Raw genomic sequence first — 16,238 nt, 5'->3', positions numbered from 1 at the left:
GCGATGGTCACCACGTTCATCGGCGTGCGGCACCACAGCCCGGCCTGCGCCAGGCTCGTCGCCGGCACGATCGCGGTGCTGCGGCCCGCGTACGTGCTCGTCGAGGGGCCCGCCGACATGAACGACCGCATCGGCGAGCTGCTCCTTGGGCACGAGCTGCCGGTCGCCGTGTTCAGCAGCTACCGCGACGACGAGCGGCACTGCGCGTCGTGGGCGCCGTTCTGCGCGTACTCGCCGGAGTGGGTCGCGCTGCAGGAAGGCCACCGGGCCGGCGCGACCGTGCGCTTCATCGACCTGCCGGCGTGGGACCCGGCCCTCGGGCAGCGGGAGAACCGGTACGCCGACGTCGAGCAGCGCTACGCCGAGGTCGTCGACCGGCTGTGCACGGAGTTCGCCGTCGACAACGTGGACGCGTTGTGGGACCACCTGTTCGAGATCCCGCCCGATGACGGGATCGCCGAGCGGCTCGCCGCGTACTTCGACCTGCTGCGCGGGGAGACCCCGGCGAGCGAGGGCGACGTGAGGCGGGAGGCGTACATGGCCCGCTGGATCCGCGCGGCCGCCGCCGACGCGGGGGACCGTCCCGTCGTCGTGGTCACCGGCGGGTTCCACCGGCCGGCGTTGATCCGCCTGACGGACGGGGGCGTCACACCGGTGCCACCGCTAGACGCGGACGAGGGTGGCGCGTCCCCCGGAGTGTCGGTGGGTGCCGGGGACGGGAACGCTGGGCGGTCCGTTGTGCCGGCGCCGCGAGCAGGTGCGGACGAGAGTGGGGCGTCGCCTGAGGAGCCGGTGGGTGCTGAGGGCGCGGATGCGGACAAGGGCGCCACGCGGTTCGGCGTGCCAGTGCCGCGTGAAGGTGCCGACGGGGGTGGCGCGTCGGTGGGGGGCGTGGGCGGGGACACGGGGTGGCCTGAGGTGCCGGTGTTGCCTGAGGGGGCGGTCGGGGGCAGTTTTCTGGTGCCGTACTCGTTCCGGCGGTTGGACTCGTTCGACGGGTACCAGTCGGGGATGCCGTCGCCGGAGTACTACCAGCAGCTGTGGGACGGGGGGCCGCGGCAGGCCGCCGATCACCTGGCCGGGGCTGTCGTCGGGCGGCTGCGGGAGCGCAAGCAGCGGGCGTCGACGGCGGACCTGATCGCGGCGCGGGCGTCCGCAGCGGGGCTGGCGCTCGTGCGGGGACATCAGTACCCGGGCAGGACCGACATCCTCGACGGGCTTGCCGGGGCGCTCGTGCACGACGCGCTCGACGAGCCGTTGCCGTGGGCGACCCGTGGGCGGCTGCGGGCCGGCACCCACCCGGTCGTCGTCGAGATGGTCGCGGCGCTCAGCGGCACCCGCGTCGGCCGGCTGCATCCATCGACGCCGCTGCCGCCGCTCGTGCACCACGCGGATGTCGAGCTGGAACGGGAAGGGTTCGGCGTCGACGGTACGGTCACCGTCGCGCTCACCGAGGACGACGGCCTGCGGCGCAGCCGGCTGCTGCACCGGCTGCGGGTGCTGCGGATCCCGGGGTTCGAGCGGCGGCGGGGGCCGCGGACCGGGGTTGATCCGGTGCTGGAGGAGCAGTGGGACGTCACCGTCCATGAGCATCGGCTGGTCGCGTTGATCGAGGCCGGGGCGTACGGGGCGACCCTCGACGAAGCCGCCGCGGCCGTCCTCGCCGAACGGATCCGCGGGGCGGACGTCGCCGGTCTCGCCGACGCGTTGTTCGACGCGGCGCTGTGCGGCACGGTCCGCCTGTCGGACCAGGTGCTGCACGACCTGGGCGCGGCCGTCGGCACCGCCGGGGACCTCGGCGACCTCGGCCGGCTCCTCGCGGTCGTGCTGACCCTGTGGCGGCACGACCGGCTCCTCGGCACCGCCGGCAGCGTCCCCCTCGGCACGGTGATCGCCGCCGCCCACCAGCGGGCGTTGTGGCTCGCGGAAGGTGTACGGGGCAGCGCCTCCCCGGCCGACCCCGCCCGCATCGCGGCGGTCGTCGCGGTCCGGGACACCACGGTGCACGCCGGGCCGCGCCTCGCCCTCGACCGCGACGCCGCACTCGCCGTGATGCGCCGGGTCGCCGAGGACCGGGAGTCCCCGCCCGACCTCCGCGGCGCCGCGTTCGGCTTCTGCTGGTCCGTGGACACCACCGACCCGGAGGAACAGGGCAGCGGCTGGGAGGACCCGGTGCGGGCGGTGCGCGGCGCGGCGGCCCCGGGCACGGCCGGCGACTGGCTGGCAGGGCTGTTCGCGGTGGCGCGCGAAGAGGTGCTGCACGCGCCGCGGGTGCTCGACGTGCTCGACGACCTGATCAGCGGGATGGGCGAGGCGGAGTTCCTGATCGCGCTGCCGGCGTTGCGGCAGGCGTTCACGTACTTCCCGCCCCGGGAACGGGAGACCGTCGCCGGGCACCTGCTCGCGAGGCGCGGGCTCGGCGGGAGCCCCCGGTCGCTGCTGCGCAGGCGGAGCACCGACCCGGCGTTCGTCGCCGCCGCCCTGGAGCTCGAGGCCCGGGTCGACGCGGCACTCACCCGTGAAGGACTCCTGACATGAGCCCGCCCGACCACGACAGCCCCGGCCCGGACAGCGCTGCGCAGGTCAGCGCCGACCAGGACAGCGCTGCGCAGGTCAGCGCCGACCAGGACCGTGCCGTGCCGGACAGCGTGGCGCAGGACAGCGCCGCTCAGGTCAGCGCAGAGCGGGACAGTGTCGACCAGGAGCGTGCCGCGATGGAGCTGGAGCGGTGGCGGCTGGTGCTCGGCGAGGCCGGCCAGTCGGTGCTGGACGGCGGGCAGCTCAGCGAAGACGGGCTGGGGCGCGACGCGGCCCTCGACTGGCTGTACGGACGCGACGACGACCTCGAACGGCGAGGCATCCGGCGCCCGCAGACACGGCACGGCGGCGACGGCGAGTCGGTGGTCACCACGGTCGACTGGCTCGACGACATCACGACGCTGTTCCCGAAGGAGACGATCGAGCGGCTGCAGCGCGACGCCGTGGAGCGGTACGAGATCCACGACGTCGTCACCGACCCCGCGGTCCTCGCCCGGGTCGAGCCCAACCCGACGCTGCTGAGAGCCGTCCTGCGCACCAAGCACCTGATGAACCCCGACGTGCTGGTGCTGGCGCGCAGGATCGTCGACAAGGTCGTGCGGCAGCTGGTGGAGAAGCTCGCGACGGAGGTGCGGCACGCGTTCTCCGGTGCACGGTCCCGCAGCGCGAGCCGGTTCAAGGTCGCCAGGAACTTCGACGTGAAGCGCACCCTGAGGGCGAACCTCGGGCGGTACCGGCCGCAGGAGCGGAAGGTGTACGTCGAGTCCGCGTACTTCATCGCGCGGACGCGCCGGCACCTGGACCGGTGGCAGGTGATCCTGCTGGTCGACCAGTCGGGGTCGATGACGGGCAGCGTCATCCACTCGGCCGTCACCGCGGCGTGCCTGTGGGGGCTGCCGGGCGTGAAGACGCACCTCGTCGCGTTCGACACGGCGGTGGTGGACCTGACCGCGGACGTCGACGACCCGGTGGAGCTGCTGATGAAGGTCCAGCTCGGCGGCGGTACTGACATCGCGCGGGCGGTCGACTACGGCGCCGGGCTGATCGAGCAGCCGCGCCGGGCGATCCTGGTCGTGATCAGCGACCTGTACGAGGGGCCCACCGGCGGCGAGCGGCTCGTCCGTCTCGTCAGGGACGTCACGGCCCAGGGGACGAAGGTGCTGTGCCTGGCGGCGCTGGACGAGGACGCCGACCCGGCGTTCGACCGGGACATGGGCGCCCGCCTCGCCGACGCCGGCGCGTCCGTCGGTGCCATGACCCCCGGCGAGCTGGCGGCGTACGTCGCGGAGCAGGTGGCCCGATGAGAGCGGACCTGCTCGCGCTGACCCAGGAGTCGCTCGCCGCGCTCACCAACCGGGGACTGGTCAAGCGCGCGACGAGGGAGGTCGAGCAGGCGCCCCCGGCGATCAGTGAGGACCCCGATGGCACGGTCCGCGGCACCTACCCGGACGGCCCCGAGACCGCGCTCCCGCAGGGCGGTCTCGAGAAGGGCAGCTGCACCTGCGGCGCGACCGGGATCTGCCGGCACATCGTGGGCCTCGTCATCGCGTACCAGAGCGGCAACGAGACAACCGAAGACGTCACGCGATGGTCGCCGGGGGTGTTCACCGACGAGCAGCTCGAGGCGCGGATCGGGGCGCGGCAGCTCAACGCCGCGCGGCGGGCGCACCGGGCCGGGTACGTCGCCCGCGTCCACCGGCCCTCCGCGGCGGACCCGGCGCCGCGGGTGGAGCTCGGCTCGGCGACGGTCCGGTTCCTGGTCCCCGGCGATCTCGGGTTCGTGCACACGGACGCGGTCGCCGGGGTCCGCGACGACGTCATCGCGCTCGCCGTATGGGCGTTCCAAGCCGCCGACGCGAAAGCCGCCGACGCGAAAGCCGCCGATACAGAAGACGCGAAAGTCGCCGCAGAAGCAGCTGACACAGAAGCCGCGAAAGGTGCGAACGCCGACGGGCAGGACGTGCAGGTCGACGTCGGAGGGCCCGCCACCGCCGACACCGGGACCGACGCGTCCCTCGACGCCGCGGTACACCTCGCCGGCGAGATCCTGCTCACCGGCGCGACCCACGTCGGCCCCGGGCTGGCGGCCACGGTCGCCGAGGTGCGGCAGCGCCTGGACCGGGCCGGGCTGCGCTGGCCGCTGCTCGCCGTCGGCGACCTCGAGGAGCAGCTCGCGGCGTACGGGCAGCGCGCCACCTCCTACAGCCACGAACGGCTCGCCGGGCTGGTCGCCGAGCTGCACGCCAGGCACCGCGCGGTCACCAACCGGTGTCACGCCCTTCCGGCAGCTCCCGGCGCCGGCCTGCGGGCCAGGATCCTCGGCACGCGGGAGGCCGCGGAGACCCCGATGCGCCGCGCCCGGCTCGACGGGCTCGGCTGCCGGCTCAGGACCGTCGGCGACGAGACGCAGGTCGAGATCTACTTCGCCCACGCGGACAGCGCCACCGTGCTGGTGCTGCGCCGGCCGTACCGGGAAGGCGGCCGGGTCGCCGGAGCCACCGCCGCCCAGCTCGCCGGCGGCACCGTCGTGACCGAGTCGGCGGTCCGCAGCGCCAGCCGCACCGTGCGCCTCGCCACCAGCCGCGTCGCGAAGACCACCGTCACCCCGTCGCAGGGCGTGTGGACGGCCCTGCCGGACGCGCTCGTCGTGCGGGACCTGCGGGAGCTCGCCGCGCACCTCGACGGGCTCCCGCCGCGGGTCGTGCGGCCCAGGGTCGAGGCGGAGCTGGTGCGCGTCGTGGAGGTCGCGGAGGTCCGGTCCGTGCATTACTCCCCGGGCGCCCAGCGGCTCGACGCCGTCGTCGCGGCTCCGGCCGGCGGGGTGGCGACGATCACCGCGACCCACACCGCGGCCGCGCCCGGCGCCCTCGACGCGATCGCCGCGGCGCTGCGGGGTCCGGTCCGGGCCGTCGCCGGCATCGTCGGCAGGACCCGCGGCGTGATCACCGTCGAGCCGCTCGGGTTCGCGGTCGGCGACGACGCCGTCGTGGTCCCCGACCTGGCGCCGGCGGGCGGGTTCCGGGTCGACGGCGGGCCGGTGCTCGACGAGGACCCGCTCCGGCACGCGGTCGGCGCGGCCTCGGCGCTGCTCGCCGAGGTGCCCCACCGGGGCCTGCGGATGCTGCCGCCGACGTTCGCCGGCCGGCTGCGCGACGCGGAGCAGACGTTGCTGCGGGTCGGGCTGCGCCGCGCGGCAGCCTCGGTCGGCGCCCTGCGGGAAGGGCTGGGACCCGACCCGGACGACGCGACCGTGCGCCTCTGGGTCGACGCGTACGTACGGCTGCTGGTCACCGCCGAGCTACAGTGACCCGGCCGTGACGGACCGTCGAGGCGGCGGCGGTTTTGTCCGGTCTGCGTGTGCCGATTCCGGGCCGCAAGAGGGATCACATCCGCCCGACGGCGTGTCGATCATGAACCGTGGCTAGGCTGACGCGCCGGAAGTGAAGGACAGCTGAACAGGGGGGCGCAGCATGGCCGACTCGTTCGTGCATCTCCATGTGCACACCGAGTACTCCATGCTCGACGGAGCGGCGCGACTGAAGGACATGTTCAAGGAGGCGAACCGTCTCGGCATGCCCGCCGTCGCGATCACCGACCACGGCAACATGCACGGCGCGTACGACTTCTACAAGCAGGCGACCGCCGCCGGCGTCACCCCGATCCTCGGCGTCGAGGCCTACGTCGCGCCCGAGTCGCGGCTGCACAAGCAGCGCGTCAAGTGGGGCCGCCCCGACCAGAAGGACGACGACGTGTCCGGCTCCGGCGGGTACACGCACAAGACCATCTGGGCGAAGAACAGGACCGGCCTGCACAACCTGTTCCGGCTCAACTCGCGGGCGTCGATCGAGGGGCACTTCGTGAAGTGGCCCCGGATGGACATGGAGATCATCGCCGAGCACGCCGAGGGCCTGATGGCCACGACCGGCTGCCCGTCCGGCGAGGTCCAGACGCGGCTGCGGCTCGACCAGTTCGACGAGGCGCTGAAGGCCGCCGCCAAGTACCAGGAGATCTTCGGCAAGGACAACTACTTCCTCGAGGTCATGGACCACGGCCTCGACATCGAGCGGCGCGTCCGCGAGGGCCTGACCGAGATCAGCAAGCGGCTCAACATCCCGCCGGTCGTCACCAACGACTCGCACTACACGCACCAGGCCCAGGCCGAGGCGCACGACGTGCTGCTGTGCGTGCAGACGGCGGCCAACATCAACGACCCGAACCGGTTCCGGTTCGGCGGGTCGGGCTACTACCTGAAGTCCGCCGACGAGATGCGCGCCGTCGACGGCTCCGACCTGTGGCAGCAGGGCTGCCGCAACACGCTGCTGGTGGCCGAGAAGGTCGACACCGACGGCATGTTCAAGGAGCGCAACCTGATGCCGCGCTTCCCGGTGCCGGAGGGGGAGACCGAGGAGTCGTTCTTCCGGGCCGAGGTCGCCCGCGGGATGGCGCGCCGGTTCCCCGAGGGCATCGACGAGGAGCACCAGCGGCAGGCCGACTACGAGACCGACATGATCGTGAAGATGGGCTTCCCGGCCTACTTCCTCGTCGTGTCCGACTTCATCCTGTGGGCGAAGAACCAGGGCATCGCCGTCGGCCCGGGGCGTGGCTCGGCCGCCGGCAGCCTGGTGGCGTACGCGATGGGCATCACCGACCTCGACCCGCTGCCGCACGGCCTGATCTTCGAACGGTTCCTGAACCCCGACCGTATCTCGATGCCCGACATCGACATCGACTTCGACGAGCGCCGGCGCGGCGACGTCATCCGGTACGTGACGGACAAGTGGGGCGAGGACCGGGTCGCGCAGATCGCCACCTTCGGCACGATCAAGGCCAAGGCCGCCATCAAGGACTCGGCGCGGGTCCTGGGCTACCCGTTCGCGGTCGGCGACCGGATCACCAAGGCGATGCCGCCCGCGGTGATGGGCAAGGACATCCCGCTCACCGGCATCTTCGACCCGAACCACCCGCGCTACTCCGAGGCGGTCGAGTTCCGCGCGCTGTACGAGAGCGACCCCGACGTCAAGAAGGTCGTCGACACGGCGAAGGGCATCGAGGGGCTGATCCGCCAGACGGGTGTCCACGCCGCCGGCGTCATCATGTCCGCCGAGCCGCTGATCGAGCACGTGCCGCTGATGCGCCGCGACGCCGACGGCGCGATCATCACGCAGTTCGACTACCCGACGTGCGAGACGCTCGGGCTGCTGAAGATGGACTTCCTCGGCCTGCGCAACCTGACGATCATCGACGACGCGGTCAAGAACATCGAGCGCAACCACGGCATCAAGCTCGACCTGCTCAGCCTGTCGCTGGACGACAAGGCCGCCTACGAGCTGCTCGCCCGCGGCGACACCCTCGGCGTGTTCCAGCTCGACGGCGGGCCGATGCGCTCGCTGCTGCGGCTGATGAAGCCCGACAACTTCGAGGACATCTCCGCGGTCCTGGCGCTGTACCGGCCGGGCCCGATGGGTGCGAACTCGCACACCAACTACGCGCTGCGCAAGAACGGGCAGCAGGAGATGACGCCGATCCACCCGGAGCTGGAGGAGCCGCTCCAGGAGATCCTGGGCCCCACGTACGGGCTGATCGTCTACCAGGAGCAGGTGCAGCGCGCCGCGCAGAAGCTCGCCGGCTACACCCTCGGCCAGGCCGACCTGCTGCGCCGGGCCATGGGCAAGAAGAAGAAAGAGGTCCTGGAGAAGGAGTTCGTGCCGTTCAGCGACGGCATGAAGGCCAACGGCTACAGCGCCGACGCGATCAAGAAGCTGTGGGACGTGCTCGTCCCGTTCGCCGACTACGCGTTCAACAAGGCGCACACGGCCGGCTACGGGCTCGTCTCGTACTGGACGGCGTACCTCAAGGCGAACTACCCGGCGGAGTACATGGCCGGGCTGCTGACCAGCGTCGGCGACGACAAGGACAAGATGGCCCTGTACCTGTCGGAGTGCCGGCGGATGGGCATCGACGTGCTGCCGCCGGACGTCAACACGTCCGCGGGGCCGTTCACGCCGGTCGGCAAGGACATCCGCTTCGGCCTCGCCGCCGTGCGCAACGTCGGCCACAACGTCGTCGACGCGATCGTGCGCTGCCGGCAGGCCGCGCCGTACAAGGACTTCCACGACTTCCTGTCGAAGGTCGACGCCGTCGCCTGCAACAAGAAGACGATCGAGTCGCTGATCAAGGCCGGCGCGTTCGACTCGATGGACCACCCGCGCCGCGGACTCCTGGCGATCCACGCCGACGCGATCGACGCGTACGCCGACATCAAGAAGAACGAGGCGATCGGCCAGTTCGACCTCTTCGGCGACGCGTTCGGCAGCGACGACACCGGCGGCGGCGCCCCCGCCATGACCGCCGCGATCCCGCAGATCGAGTGGGACAAGCGGGAGCTGCTCACGTTCGAGCGGGAGATGCTCGGCCTGTACGTGTCCGACCACCCCCTGTTCGGCCTCGAGTCGGTGCTCGCCAAGGCCGCGGACACGGCGATCAGCAGCCTGTCGGAGGAGGGCTCGGTGCCGGACGGCGCCGTCATCACCCTCGCCGGGATGCTGACCGGCGTGCAGCGGCGCATCACCAAGCAGGGCAAGCCGTGGGCGTCGGCGAGCCTGGAGGACCTCGGCGGCGCCGTCGAGGCGTTGTTCTTCCCCAACACGTACGAGCTCGTCGGCCAGTACATCGCCGAGGACGCGATCGTCGTGGTCAAGGGCCGCGTCGACCGGCGGGACGAGACGCCGCGGCTCATGGCGATGGACCTGTCGATGCCCGACGTCACCACCGCGGACGAGAACCGGCCGGTGGTGCTGTCGCTGCCGGCGAACCGGTGCACGCCGCCGCTGGTCGACCGGCTCAAGGAGATCCTGCTCAACCACCCCGGCAAGGCCGAGGTGCACGTGAAGCTCAGCCACGGCTCGCGGATCACCCTGCTGCGCCTCGGCCCGTACCGGGTCGAGCCGACCACCGCTCTGAAGGGCGACCTGAAAGCGCTGCTCGGCCCCAACAGCTTCTCGTAGAACGGTCGCGATAAGGTCGGCGGGTGCAGACGTCGCGTCGGTCGCTGTGGCTCTCGCGGCGCGCCCGCTGGTCCGCCGCGGTCGTCGCGGTCCTCGTCGCCGCCGTGCTCGCCGGCGCGTTCGTCTACCGGCTCAACCAGCGGCCGTATGCGTTCGACCGGCTGACCCGCACCGGCGAGGCCGCCTTCCCGGGCGCCGTCGAGGGGCCCGGCCTGCGCGCGTTCCTGGACAGCGGCCGGGCGTTCGTCGGCTACCAGGCCGGTCCGGGAGCCACTGGGCGCTTCCACCTGCGCGCGGTCGACGTCGACAAGCCCGGCGAGCCCCCGATCTGGACCAACTCGGCCCTCACCGCAGTCGAGTCGTTCAGCTTCGCCCGCGGCTCCGTGATCGTCACCGGCGCTCCGGACACCGCCGGACACCGCACGATCACCCTGCTCAACGCGAACAACGGGGTGCCGTTCATCAGGTTCGACGTCGTCGCCGGGGACCGCTGGGAGCTCGTCGGCAAGTACTTCGTGCGGTACCGCGGCGCCGACCACAAGCTCGTCGTCACCGACGTCGGCACGCAGAAGGAGATCGCGACCCTCGACCAGCCGGGTGGCGCCGGCAGCTTCTGGCTGACCGACAACTGGAGCCACCAGCAGGTCCCGACGTCGCCGGACGGCGCCGCCCTCGACGAGCCGCTGACCGTCGACCCGCACCTGGTCCGCGCCGTCGCCGGCGGTGGCATCGAGGTGATCAGCCTGTCCAGCGGCAAGCCGGACGACGCCGCGCCGGCCGTCGCCGCGCCCGAGGACCTCGTGTACCCGTACGAGGAGCAGGTCTTCGTCGCCGGATCCGGCCCCGGGTACCGGATCCAGGCCCGCGACCGGTTGAAGCTCGACAAGGTGCAGTGGACGTGGACGTCACCGGACCCGCAGGTGCGGGTGCGGTCGCTCGCCGCCTGCGGGGAGCGGCGGGTCTGCGCGGTCGAGGGGCACCGGGTGACCGCGCTGGACATCCGCACCGGCGAGGTCGCGTTCCGCGTCGACGTCGACGCGCCCCGCACCCTGCTGCCCGTCGGCGAGCGGCTGATGCTCCGCGACGCCGATGGCGCGGTGCTGCTCGACGACGCGGGGCAGGTCGTGCGGCGCTGGCCCGGCCGGCGCGCCGCCCGCCTCGACGACGGCAGCTACCTGCTGCTGCCGGTCGACGTGCCGGCCGGCCCGTACACCTGGCTCGGCGTGCAGGCAGACAACGGCGCGACCCGCGACCTCGGCGCCCTGGACGTGCCGGTCGACACGTGCACGTGGAGCCACACGTACCTGGCCTGCGCGGCGGCGCCCGGACGGTTCGTCTTCTACCGGGTCAGGACGCCCTGGTACTCGGGGCGGCTCTGACGGCCCGGCGCCGCGCCAGCCGGAAGATCGCGACCGCGCCGATCGCCACCCACACGACGTTGAGCACCGCGGACGGCCACGCGCCGTTGACGGCCGAGTTGAGCGCGAGGGCCGCGCCGCCGGTGATGTTGAGGCCCTGGAACACGGCACCGTCGCCGGTGATCCGTTTCGTGGAGACGAGGGCGTACGCGGCGAGCAGCCCGGCCGCGCCCGCCCAGCCGATCAGGGCGATCACGACAGAACCGCGTAGGCGCGGACGGTGAACGTGCCCATGCCGGCGATCCGCGGCGGCACCGCCGTGAACCGGAACCCGTCGACCGGCAACCGGTCCAGGTCGTTGAGGTGCTCCACGACGTAGATGCCGGCGTCGAGCAGGCCGGTGTGCGCGGGGCGGGTCAGGTCGGCGACGTCGTCGATGTTGACCGAGTCGATGCCGACCAGCGCCGGGCCGCTGCGCACCAGCCACTCGACGGCGTCGCGGGTCAGGAACGGCGCGTCCGGGTCGCCGTAGGCGGGCTTCCCGAAGTGCTTCGACCAGCCGGTGCACACGAGGACGGCGCAGTCCGTGACGCCGCCGTACGTGCCGGCCTGCCGCTCCAGCAGCGCCGCGTCGACCGCGCGGACACCGGTCGCGTCGACGAGGACGCCGGGCAGGTCCGCGACCCGTTCGAGGGGGACGTCGGTGAGGTCGCCGCGGCCCTCGAAGCGGTGCGCGGGCGTGTCCAGGTAGGTGCCGGTGTTGGCGATCAGGTCGATGCGGCCGATCTGGAAGTCGGTCCCGGGCGCGTACCTGCCGCGGGCGTCCTCGCGGGACAGGTAGTCGCTGATCACGGGCCCGGGCATGCCCGGATAGGTGACCAGGCCGGCGTGGACGGGGTGGCTCAGTTCGATGAAGCGTCGCACACCTGCGATCGTGGCAGACAGCGCAGCTAACGTGTGAGCGAGAATTCCTACAGTTGCACTGAAGCAGGACTGCATGAACCTGGACCCGCGCCGCCTCGCGGTGCTCGCCGCGATCGCCCGCCGCGGCACCCTCGCCGGCGCCGCCACGGCGCTGCACGTCACCCCGTCGGCGGTGTCGCAGCAGCTCGCGCAGCTGGAGCACACCGTCGGCCGGCCGCTGGTGGACCGGTCCGGGCGGCGCGCCGTGCTCACCGCCGCCGGCCGGGTCCTCGCCGTCCGCGCCGAGGCGATCGAGCGGGAGCTGGCCGAGGCGGAGCGGGAGCTGGTCGCCATGTCGGGCCGCGCCGCCGGGCTCGTGCGCGTCGGCGCGTTCGCGACCGTGATCCGGCACCTGCTGATCCCCGCGATGGCCCGCCTCGCCCGCGACCACCCCGACGTGACCTGCTCGATCACCGAGCTCGACGGCCCGCCCGCGCTGCGCGAGCTGCGCCTCGGCGGCCTCGACGTGACCATCACCGAGCGCGACGCCTCGCTGGGCCTGGAGTCGCGGCGGCAGGTGAGCGTGGTGCCGCTCGGCGAGGACCCGTACCGGGTCGTGGTGCCCGCGGGCTGGCCGCCCGTGCTCTCCTACGGCGACCTCGCCGACTGCCCGTGGATCGCCGGGCCGCCGACGTCGACGACCGGGCAGGTCCTGGACCGGCTCGGCCGCGAGCGCGGCTTCACCCCGCGGCGGGTGCACGCGTGCGTCGACTACCCGGTCGTGCTCGCGCTCGTCGCCGCGGGGCACGGCGCCACCATCGTGCCGGACCTGGCGCTCCGTGACGCGTTGGCGGCGGGTGTACGGGTGACCGACCTGCCCGTCGCGGGCGCCCGGCGGCTGGACGCGCTGGTCACGGCGGGCAGAGCGGCGCTGCCGGCGGTGACGGCGCTGCTGTCGGTGCTAGTAGATTGACATGTGCACGTGGTTGGTGTGGTCGCTGCTCGGGTCGCCCTGGCCGCTGTTGTAGGCGTGCCAGCCGCCCGCCGGCGTCCAGATCTGCTTGAACCAGATCACGTACATCACGCCCAGTGCCTGCGCGTTCTTGATCAGCCACGCGGCGAGCTGGGTGCCGTACTCCTTCGACGCGCCCGCCGCCACCCCGCCGAAGCCCTTCACGTCGGAGGCGAAGTCGCAGGCCCGGCCCTTCGGGTGCTCGTAGGGCTCGCCCGGTGCCCGCCAGCACGACACGAAGTGCAGGAACCCGGCCCTGCGCACCTCCTGCAGCGCGTGCAGGGTCCGCGGCGTGAGGCAGCCGCCGGTCGTCGGGTCGTCGGTGCCGCACGACTCCGCCGCCCAGGAGCCGTCGGCCAGGCGCGGCGCGGGCTCGGCCACCTTGGTCGTGGTCCTGCCGCTCCACGTGGTGGACACGTCGACGGCGGCCATCGACTGGGCGAGCGCCTCCTCCAGGTCGGCCTTCTGCTTCGCCATCACCGCCATGCTCGCCTGCTGCGTGCCGACCTCGGCGTCGATCGTCGCCTTCGTCCTGATCAGCTCGGTCCGCATCGCCGTCAGCCGGGTGAGCCGGGCGGCGTTGCGCCGGGCGATGACCTCCAGGGTGCTCACCCGGTCGGCGAAGACCCCCGGCGTCCGGCTGTCCAGCAGCGTCGCCGCGCTGCGCAGCCCGCCGCCGTTCTGGTACGCGGCGACCGTCATCGTCTGGGTCTCGTCGCGCAGTTTCGCGTACTCCGGCTCCAGCTTCTGCTGCTGCTCCTCAAGGGCTTTCTGCCGTTGCAGGGACGCCGTCAGGGCGTTCTGCGCGTCGATGTACGCGCGGTTCGCCTCGTCGAGCTTCCGCATCAGGGCAGGGTCGCCCCCCTCGCCGGCGTTCGCGGGCGAGGCCGTGCCGAGCACCACGGTCGGGGTGAGCAGGATCGCGAGCGCTGTCACGACGGCGACGATCCACGGAGGTCTGGACATACTGTCCCCTCCATCGGCCGCAGACCGGGCGAGCTGACGGATTCGGGCCGGAATCATCGTCCAGGGTGGTGGACTAGCCTCCTAGGAAGGATTGGGGGACATGAACCGGGTCATTGAGGGGTAAGCGGTCAAAGTCAAGGCAAGCAACGGAAGGGGTCTCGGACATGTCGAGAAGTGCTACGAGCACACCGGCCACCGTCGAGGACTGCCTGCGCGTCGGCGCCGGCTTCTCCCAGGGCGACAGGGTCTGGATCGTCGAGCAGTTCGCCACGCTCGACACCCATCTGGCCGCGTTCCCGGTCGACGCGACGGAGATCGAGGTGTCGGTGAAGGACCGCAACGCCCGCGGCCAGAAGGTCACCCTCGAGTGCTGGACCCCCGGCCACCCGAAGGCGGTGACCACATCGACGGAGGAGGACCTGCACGCCGCCATCCTGGAGGTCCGCGACGACCTGCGCCGGCGCCTGGCCGAAGCCAAGACCCGGCAGGTGCCGCGCCACAACCGTCACCTCCGCGAGAGCACGATCGCTGACGTCATCTCCCCCGAGCTGATCCCGCGCCCCAGCACCTGAGCGCGCGGTGTCTCGCGGCCCGGCCACCGGCCTTTCCGGTGACCGGGCCGCCGCCGTCATCGTCGCGTCACGGGCCTTTGAGCATGGTGGTGCGGGGCCGTCACGGGCAGGCGGCGTCGCGGTACAGCGCGCCGGTCGTGACGTGCTCGTCGAGCGCGGCCTTCACGACGAGGCGCTCCAGGCCGTCGAGGAAGCCGAGGGGGCCGCGCTCGCCGAGGAACCCGTGCTCGGCGCACAGCATCAGCTCGGCGGTGTCGCTCAGGTCGGTGAGGAACATGAAGAAGTTGGCGCCCTTGGGCAGGCGGTCGATGACGGGGGCGCGCAGCTTCGTCGCCGGCAGCGCCGCGTGGATCGCGTCGGCGAGGTCGGCCGGCGGCGCCGGCGGTGGCTGGTCCTGCGCGACGAAGCGGGTGTCGTTGAAGAAGCAGTAGCCGTCGGGTGTGATCCCACTGTGGGCGGCGATCTCGGCGAACAGCGACTCGAGCCGGCGTGGGTCGTACTCGCAGTGGGCGTACGCCAGCAGCGCGGCGTCCGAGGCGCGGTGCAGCAGGTCGCCGACGGTCTCGGCGGGCCGGCCGGTGAAGTCGAGCCGGAAGAGCGCGTTCTGGTTGAAGGCGCCGACCAGCGCGCGGCTCGCCGGCCGGAAGCGGGTCGCCACGATCATGCGGAGCAGGGCCTCGGTCTCGCCGGTGTACGCCGCGAGCTGCAGCGCCGTCCCGGCCAGGAGCACCGTCGCCGGTGGGACGCCGGCCCGGGCGGCGAGCCCGTTCGCGGCGAGCGCCAGAGCGGGGGACTGGATCAGCCCCCAGTCGAGGTTGGGCGGCCGGCCGTCGCGGACGCTCTCGATCATGCGGGTGGGGACGCCGGTGAGGTGTTTCGCCCAGTAGGCGAGCGCCTTCGCCTCCCTGCGCAGGCCGACGGCGGACGTCTCGTACTCGACGCGCTGCAACGGCTGCTGGCCCGGCTCGACCGCGACCGGCGGGTCCCGCAGCAGGTTGAGCAGGTCGCCGCGCACGATCGCGAAGCTCCCGCCGTCGACGGCCATGTGGCTGGCGGCGAGCAGGACGGTGACCGGGGCGTCGTCGCGGACCAGGATCGCGACCCGGAGCGGCAGGTCGGCGCCGATGTCGAACCACGGGGCGCGCAGCGCCTCCCCGAGCTCCGCGGCGGCCTCGTCGGTGCCGCGGTCGCCGATGTCGTGGACCCGCAGCGGGATGTCGCCCTCGCCGACGACCCGCTGCCGGGGGCCTTCGGGAGTGTCGGCGTACAGGGTGTGCAGCGAGTCGTGCCGCTCGACGAGCCGCCGGAGGGCCGCGAGCACGCCGCCGAGGTCGTTGTGCGGCGGGACGGGGCACCGGGTGAGCAGGTTGAGGGTCGAGTCGCGCGGTGGCAGCCAGCGCAGCACGTCCCAGATCGCTGTCTGCGCCCAGATGAGCGGTCCTTCGGCGGTGCGTCCGGAGCTGAAGTGCACGCTGGCGGGGTATGCAGACATGGAGCCACCTTCCGACCGGGTCAGGGGGTGAGCGCCTCAAAAGCTACGACCGGTGTTGAACTTTTTCAATCGTCCGTACGAATCTTGCCAACCTGGCTCGGGTCGGCAAACAATGGCGCAGTTCGATAGGTTGGTGTGTATGTGGCGGATCACCGTGGACCACACGTGCATCGGCTCGGGCAGCTGTCAGGGCATCGCCCCGGACCGCTTCGAGCTGGACGACGTCGAGGGCCGGGCCCACCCGGTCGACCAGGACGTGGCCCCCGACGACGAGGCCGTCCTCGACGCGATGGCCTCCTGCCCCATGGAGGCGATCAGCGTCGTTGACCTCACCACCGGGAAACCCGTCGACATCTGAGTGTCGGCGAGGGCCGGCCCGGTTGGACACGGGGG

The 16,238-nt window shown here is 72.6% G+C and carries 12 protein-coding genes; 8 read left to right on the top strand and 4 right to left on the bottom strand.

The window, feature by feature from the left end; translation table 11 throughout:
- Positions 1–3 precede the first annotated feature (3 nt).
- The 5 genes from ACQEVZ_RS14095 (at position 4) to ACQEVZ_RS14075 (ending at position 10,921) form a co-directional block, all read left to right on the top strand.
- Positions 4–2,538 (top strand): DUF5682 family protein, encoded by a 2,535-nt coding sequence (locus ACQEVZ_RS14095; protein WP_433366281.1) that lies wholly within the window; start codon positions 4–6, stop codon positions 2,536–2,538.
- A 176-nt stretch (positions 2,539–2,714) separates the two neighbouring features.
- Positions 2,715–3,842: a VWA domain-containing protein gene (locus ACQEVZ_RS14090; RefSeq protein WP_354893513.1), complete on the top strand. Its 1,128-nt coding sequence runs from the start codon at positions 2,715–2,717 to the stop codon at positions 3,840–3,842.
- Entirely contained in the window at positions 3,839–5,845 is a 2,007-nt protein-coding gene (locus ACQEVZ_RS14085; RefSeq protein WP_433366278.1) for a hypothetical protein, read from the top strand. Before ACQEVZ_RS14090 ends, ACQEVZ_RS14085 begins: the two co-directional genes overlap by 4 nt.
- 163 nt (positions 5,846–6,008) lie before the next feature.
- Positions 6,009–9,542, top strand: coding sequence for a DNA polymerase III subunit alpha (dnaE, locus tag ACQEVZ_RS14080; protein WP_433366275.1), 3,534 nt, complete (start codon positions 6,009–6,011; stop codon positions 9,540–9,542).
- A gap of 23 nt (positions 9,543–9,565) precedes the next feature.
- Positions 9,566–10,921, top strand: a complete 1,356-nt coding sequence (locus ACQEVZ_RS14075) for a hypothetical protein (RefSeq protein ID WP_433366272.1) — start codon at positions 9,566–9,568, stop codon at positions 10,919–10,921.
- Here ACQEVZ_RS14075 and ACQEVZ_RS14070 read toward each other — a convergent pair.
- Together ACQEVZ_RS14070 and ACQEVZ_RS14065 are read right to left on the bottom strand one after the other, a co-directional pair.
- Positions 10,890–11,156 carry a CBU_0592 family membrane protein gene (locus ACQEVZ_RS14070; RefSeq protein ID WP_344502540.1) on the bottom strand — a complete coding sequence of 89 codons (267 nt, stop codon included), beginning with the start codon at positions 11,154–11,156 and terminating at the stop codon, positions 10,890–10,892. The genes ACQEVZ_RS14075 and ACQEVZ_RS14070 overlap by 32 nt on opposite strands.
- Positions 11,153–11,824: a cyclase family protein gene (locus tag ACQEVZ_RS14065; RefSeq protein WP_433366268.1), complete on the bottom strand. Its 672-nt coding sequence runs from the start codon at positions 11,822–11,824 to the stop codon at positions 11,153–11,155. Before ACQEVZ_RS14065 ends, ACQEVZ_RS14070 begins: the two co-directional genes overlap by 4 nt.
- 73 nt (positions 11,825–11,897) lie before the next feature.
- On the opposite strand from ACQEVZ_RS14065, the gene ACQEVZ_RS14060 reads away from it, so the two are divergent.
- A complete protein-coding gene (locus ACQEVZ_RS14060; RefSeq protein ID WP_433366265.1) occupies positions 11,898–12,776 on the top strand; it encodes a LysR family transcriptional regulator in 879 nt (292 codons plus the stop codon).
- Here the strand turns inward: ACQEVZ_RS14060 and ACQEVZ_RS14055 are convergent.
- The gene (locus tag ACQEVZ_RS14055; protein WP_433366262.1) at positions 12,765–13,781 is read right to left on the bottom strand and encodes a coiled-coil domain-containing protein; all 1,017 of its coding nucleotides are present in this window, start codon (positions 13,779–13,781) and stop codon (positions 12,765–12,767) included. The two genes, ACQEVZ_RS14060 and ACQEVZ_RS14055, sit on opposite strands and share 12 nt — an antisense overlap.
- Positions 13,782–13,945: 164 nt before the next feature.
- On the opposite strand from ACQEVZ_RS14055, the gene ACQEVZ_RS14050 reads away from it, so the two are divergent.
- Positions 13,946–14,353, top strand: a complete 408-nt coding sequence (locus ACQEVZ_RS14050) for an HPF/RaiA family ribosome-associated protein (protein ID WP_433366259.1) — start codon at positions 13,946–13,948, stop codon at positions 14,351–14,353.
- A gap of 100 nt (positions 14,354–14,453) precedes the next feature.
- On the opposite strand, the gene ACQEVZ_RS14045 is transcribed toward ACQEVZ_RS14050, so the two are convergent.
- Positions 14,454–15,845, bottom strand: a complete 1,392-nt coding sequence (locus ACQEVZ_RS14045; protein WP_433366256.1) for a condensation domain-containing protein — start codon at positions 15,843–15,845, stop codon at positions 14,454–14,456.
- A gap of 139 nt (positions 15,846–15,984) precedes the next feature.
- Here ACQEVZ_RS14045 and ACQEVZ_RS14040 point away from each other — a divergent pair, with 139 nt between their 5' ends.
- Complete coding sequence (locus tag ACQEVZ_RS14040; RefSeq protein ID WP_354893347.1) at positions 15,985–16,203, top strand: ferredoxin; 219 nt, start codon at positions 15,985–15,987, stop codon at positions 16,201–16,203.
- The last annotated feature ends 35 nt before the right edge of the window (positions 16,204–16,238 follow it).

The organism is Dactylosporangium sp. CA-152071 (assembly GCF_050936335.1).
Lineage (GTDB): Bacteria > Actinomycetota > Actinomycetes > Mycobacteriales > Micromonosporaceae > Dactylosporangium > Dactylosporangium maewongense.
This window is presented reverse-complemented; position numbering and strand designations above follow the sequence as displayed.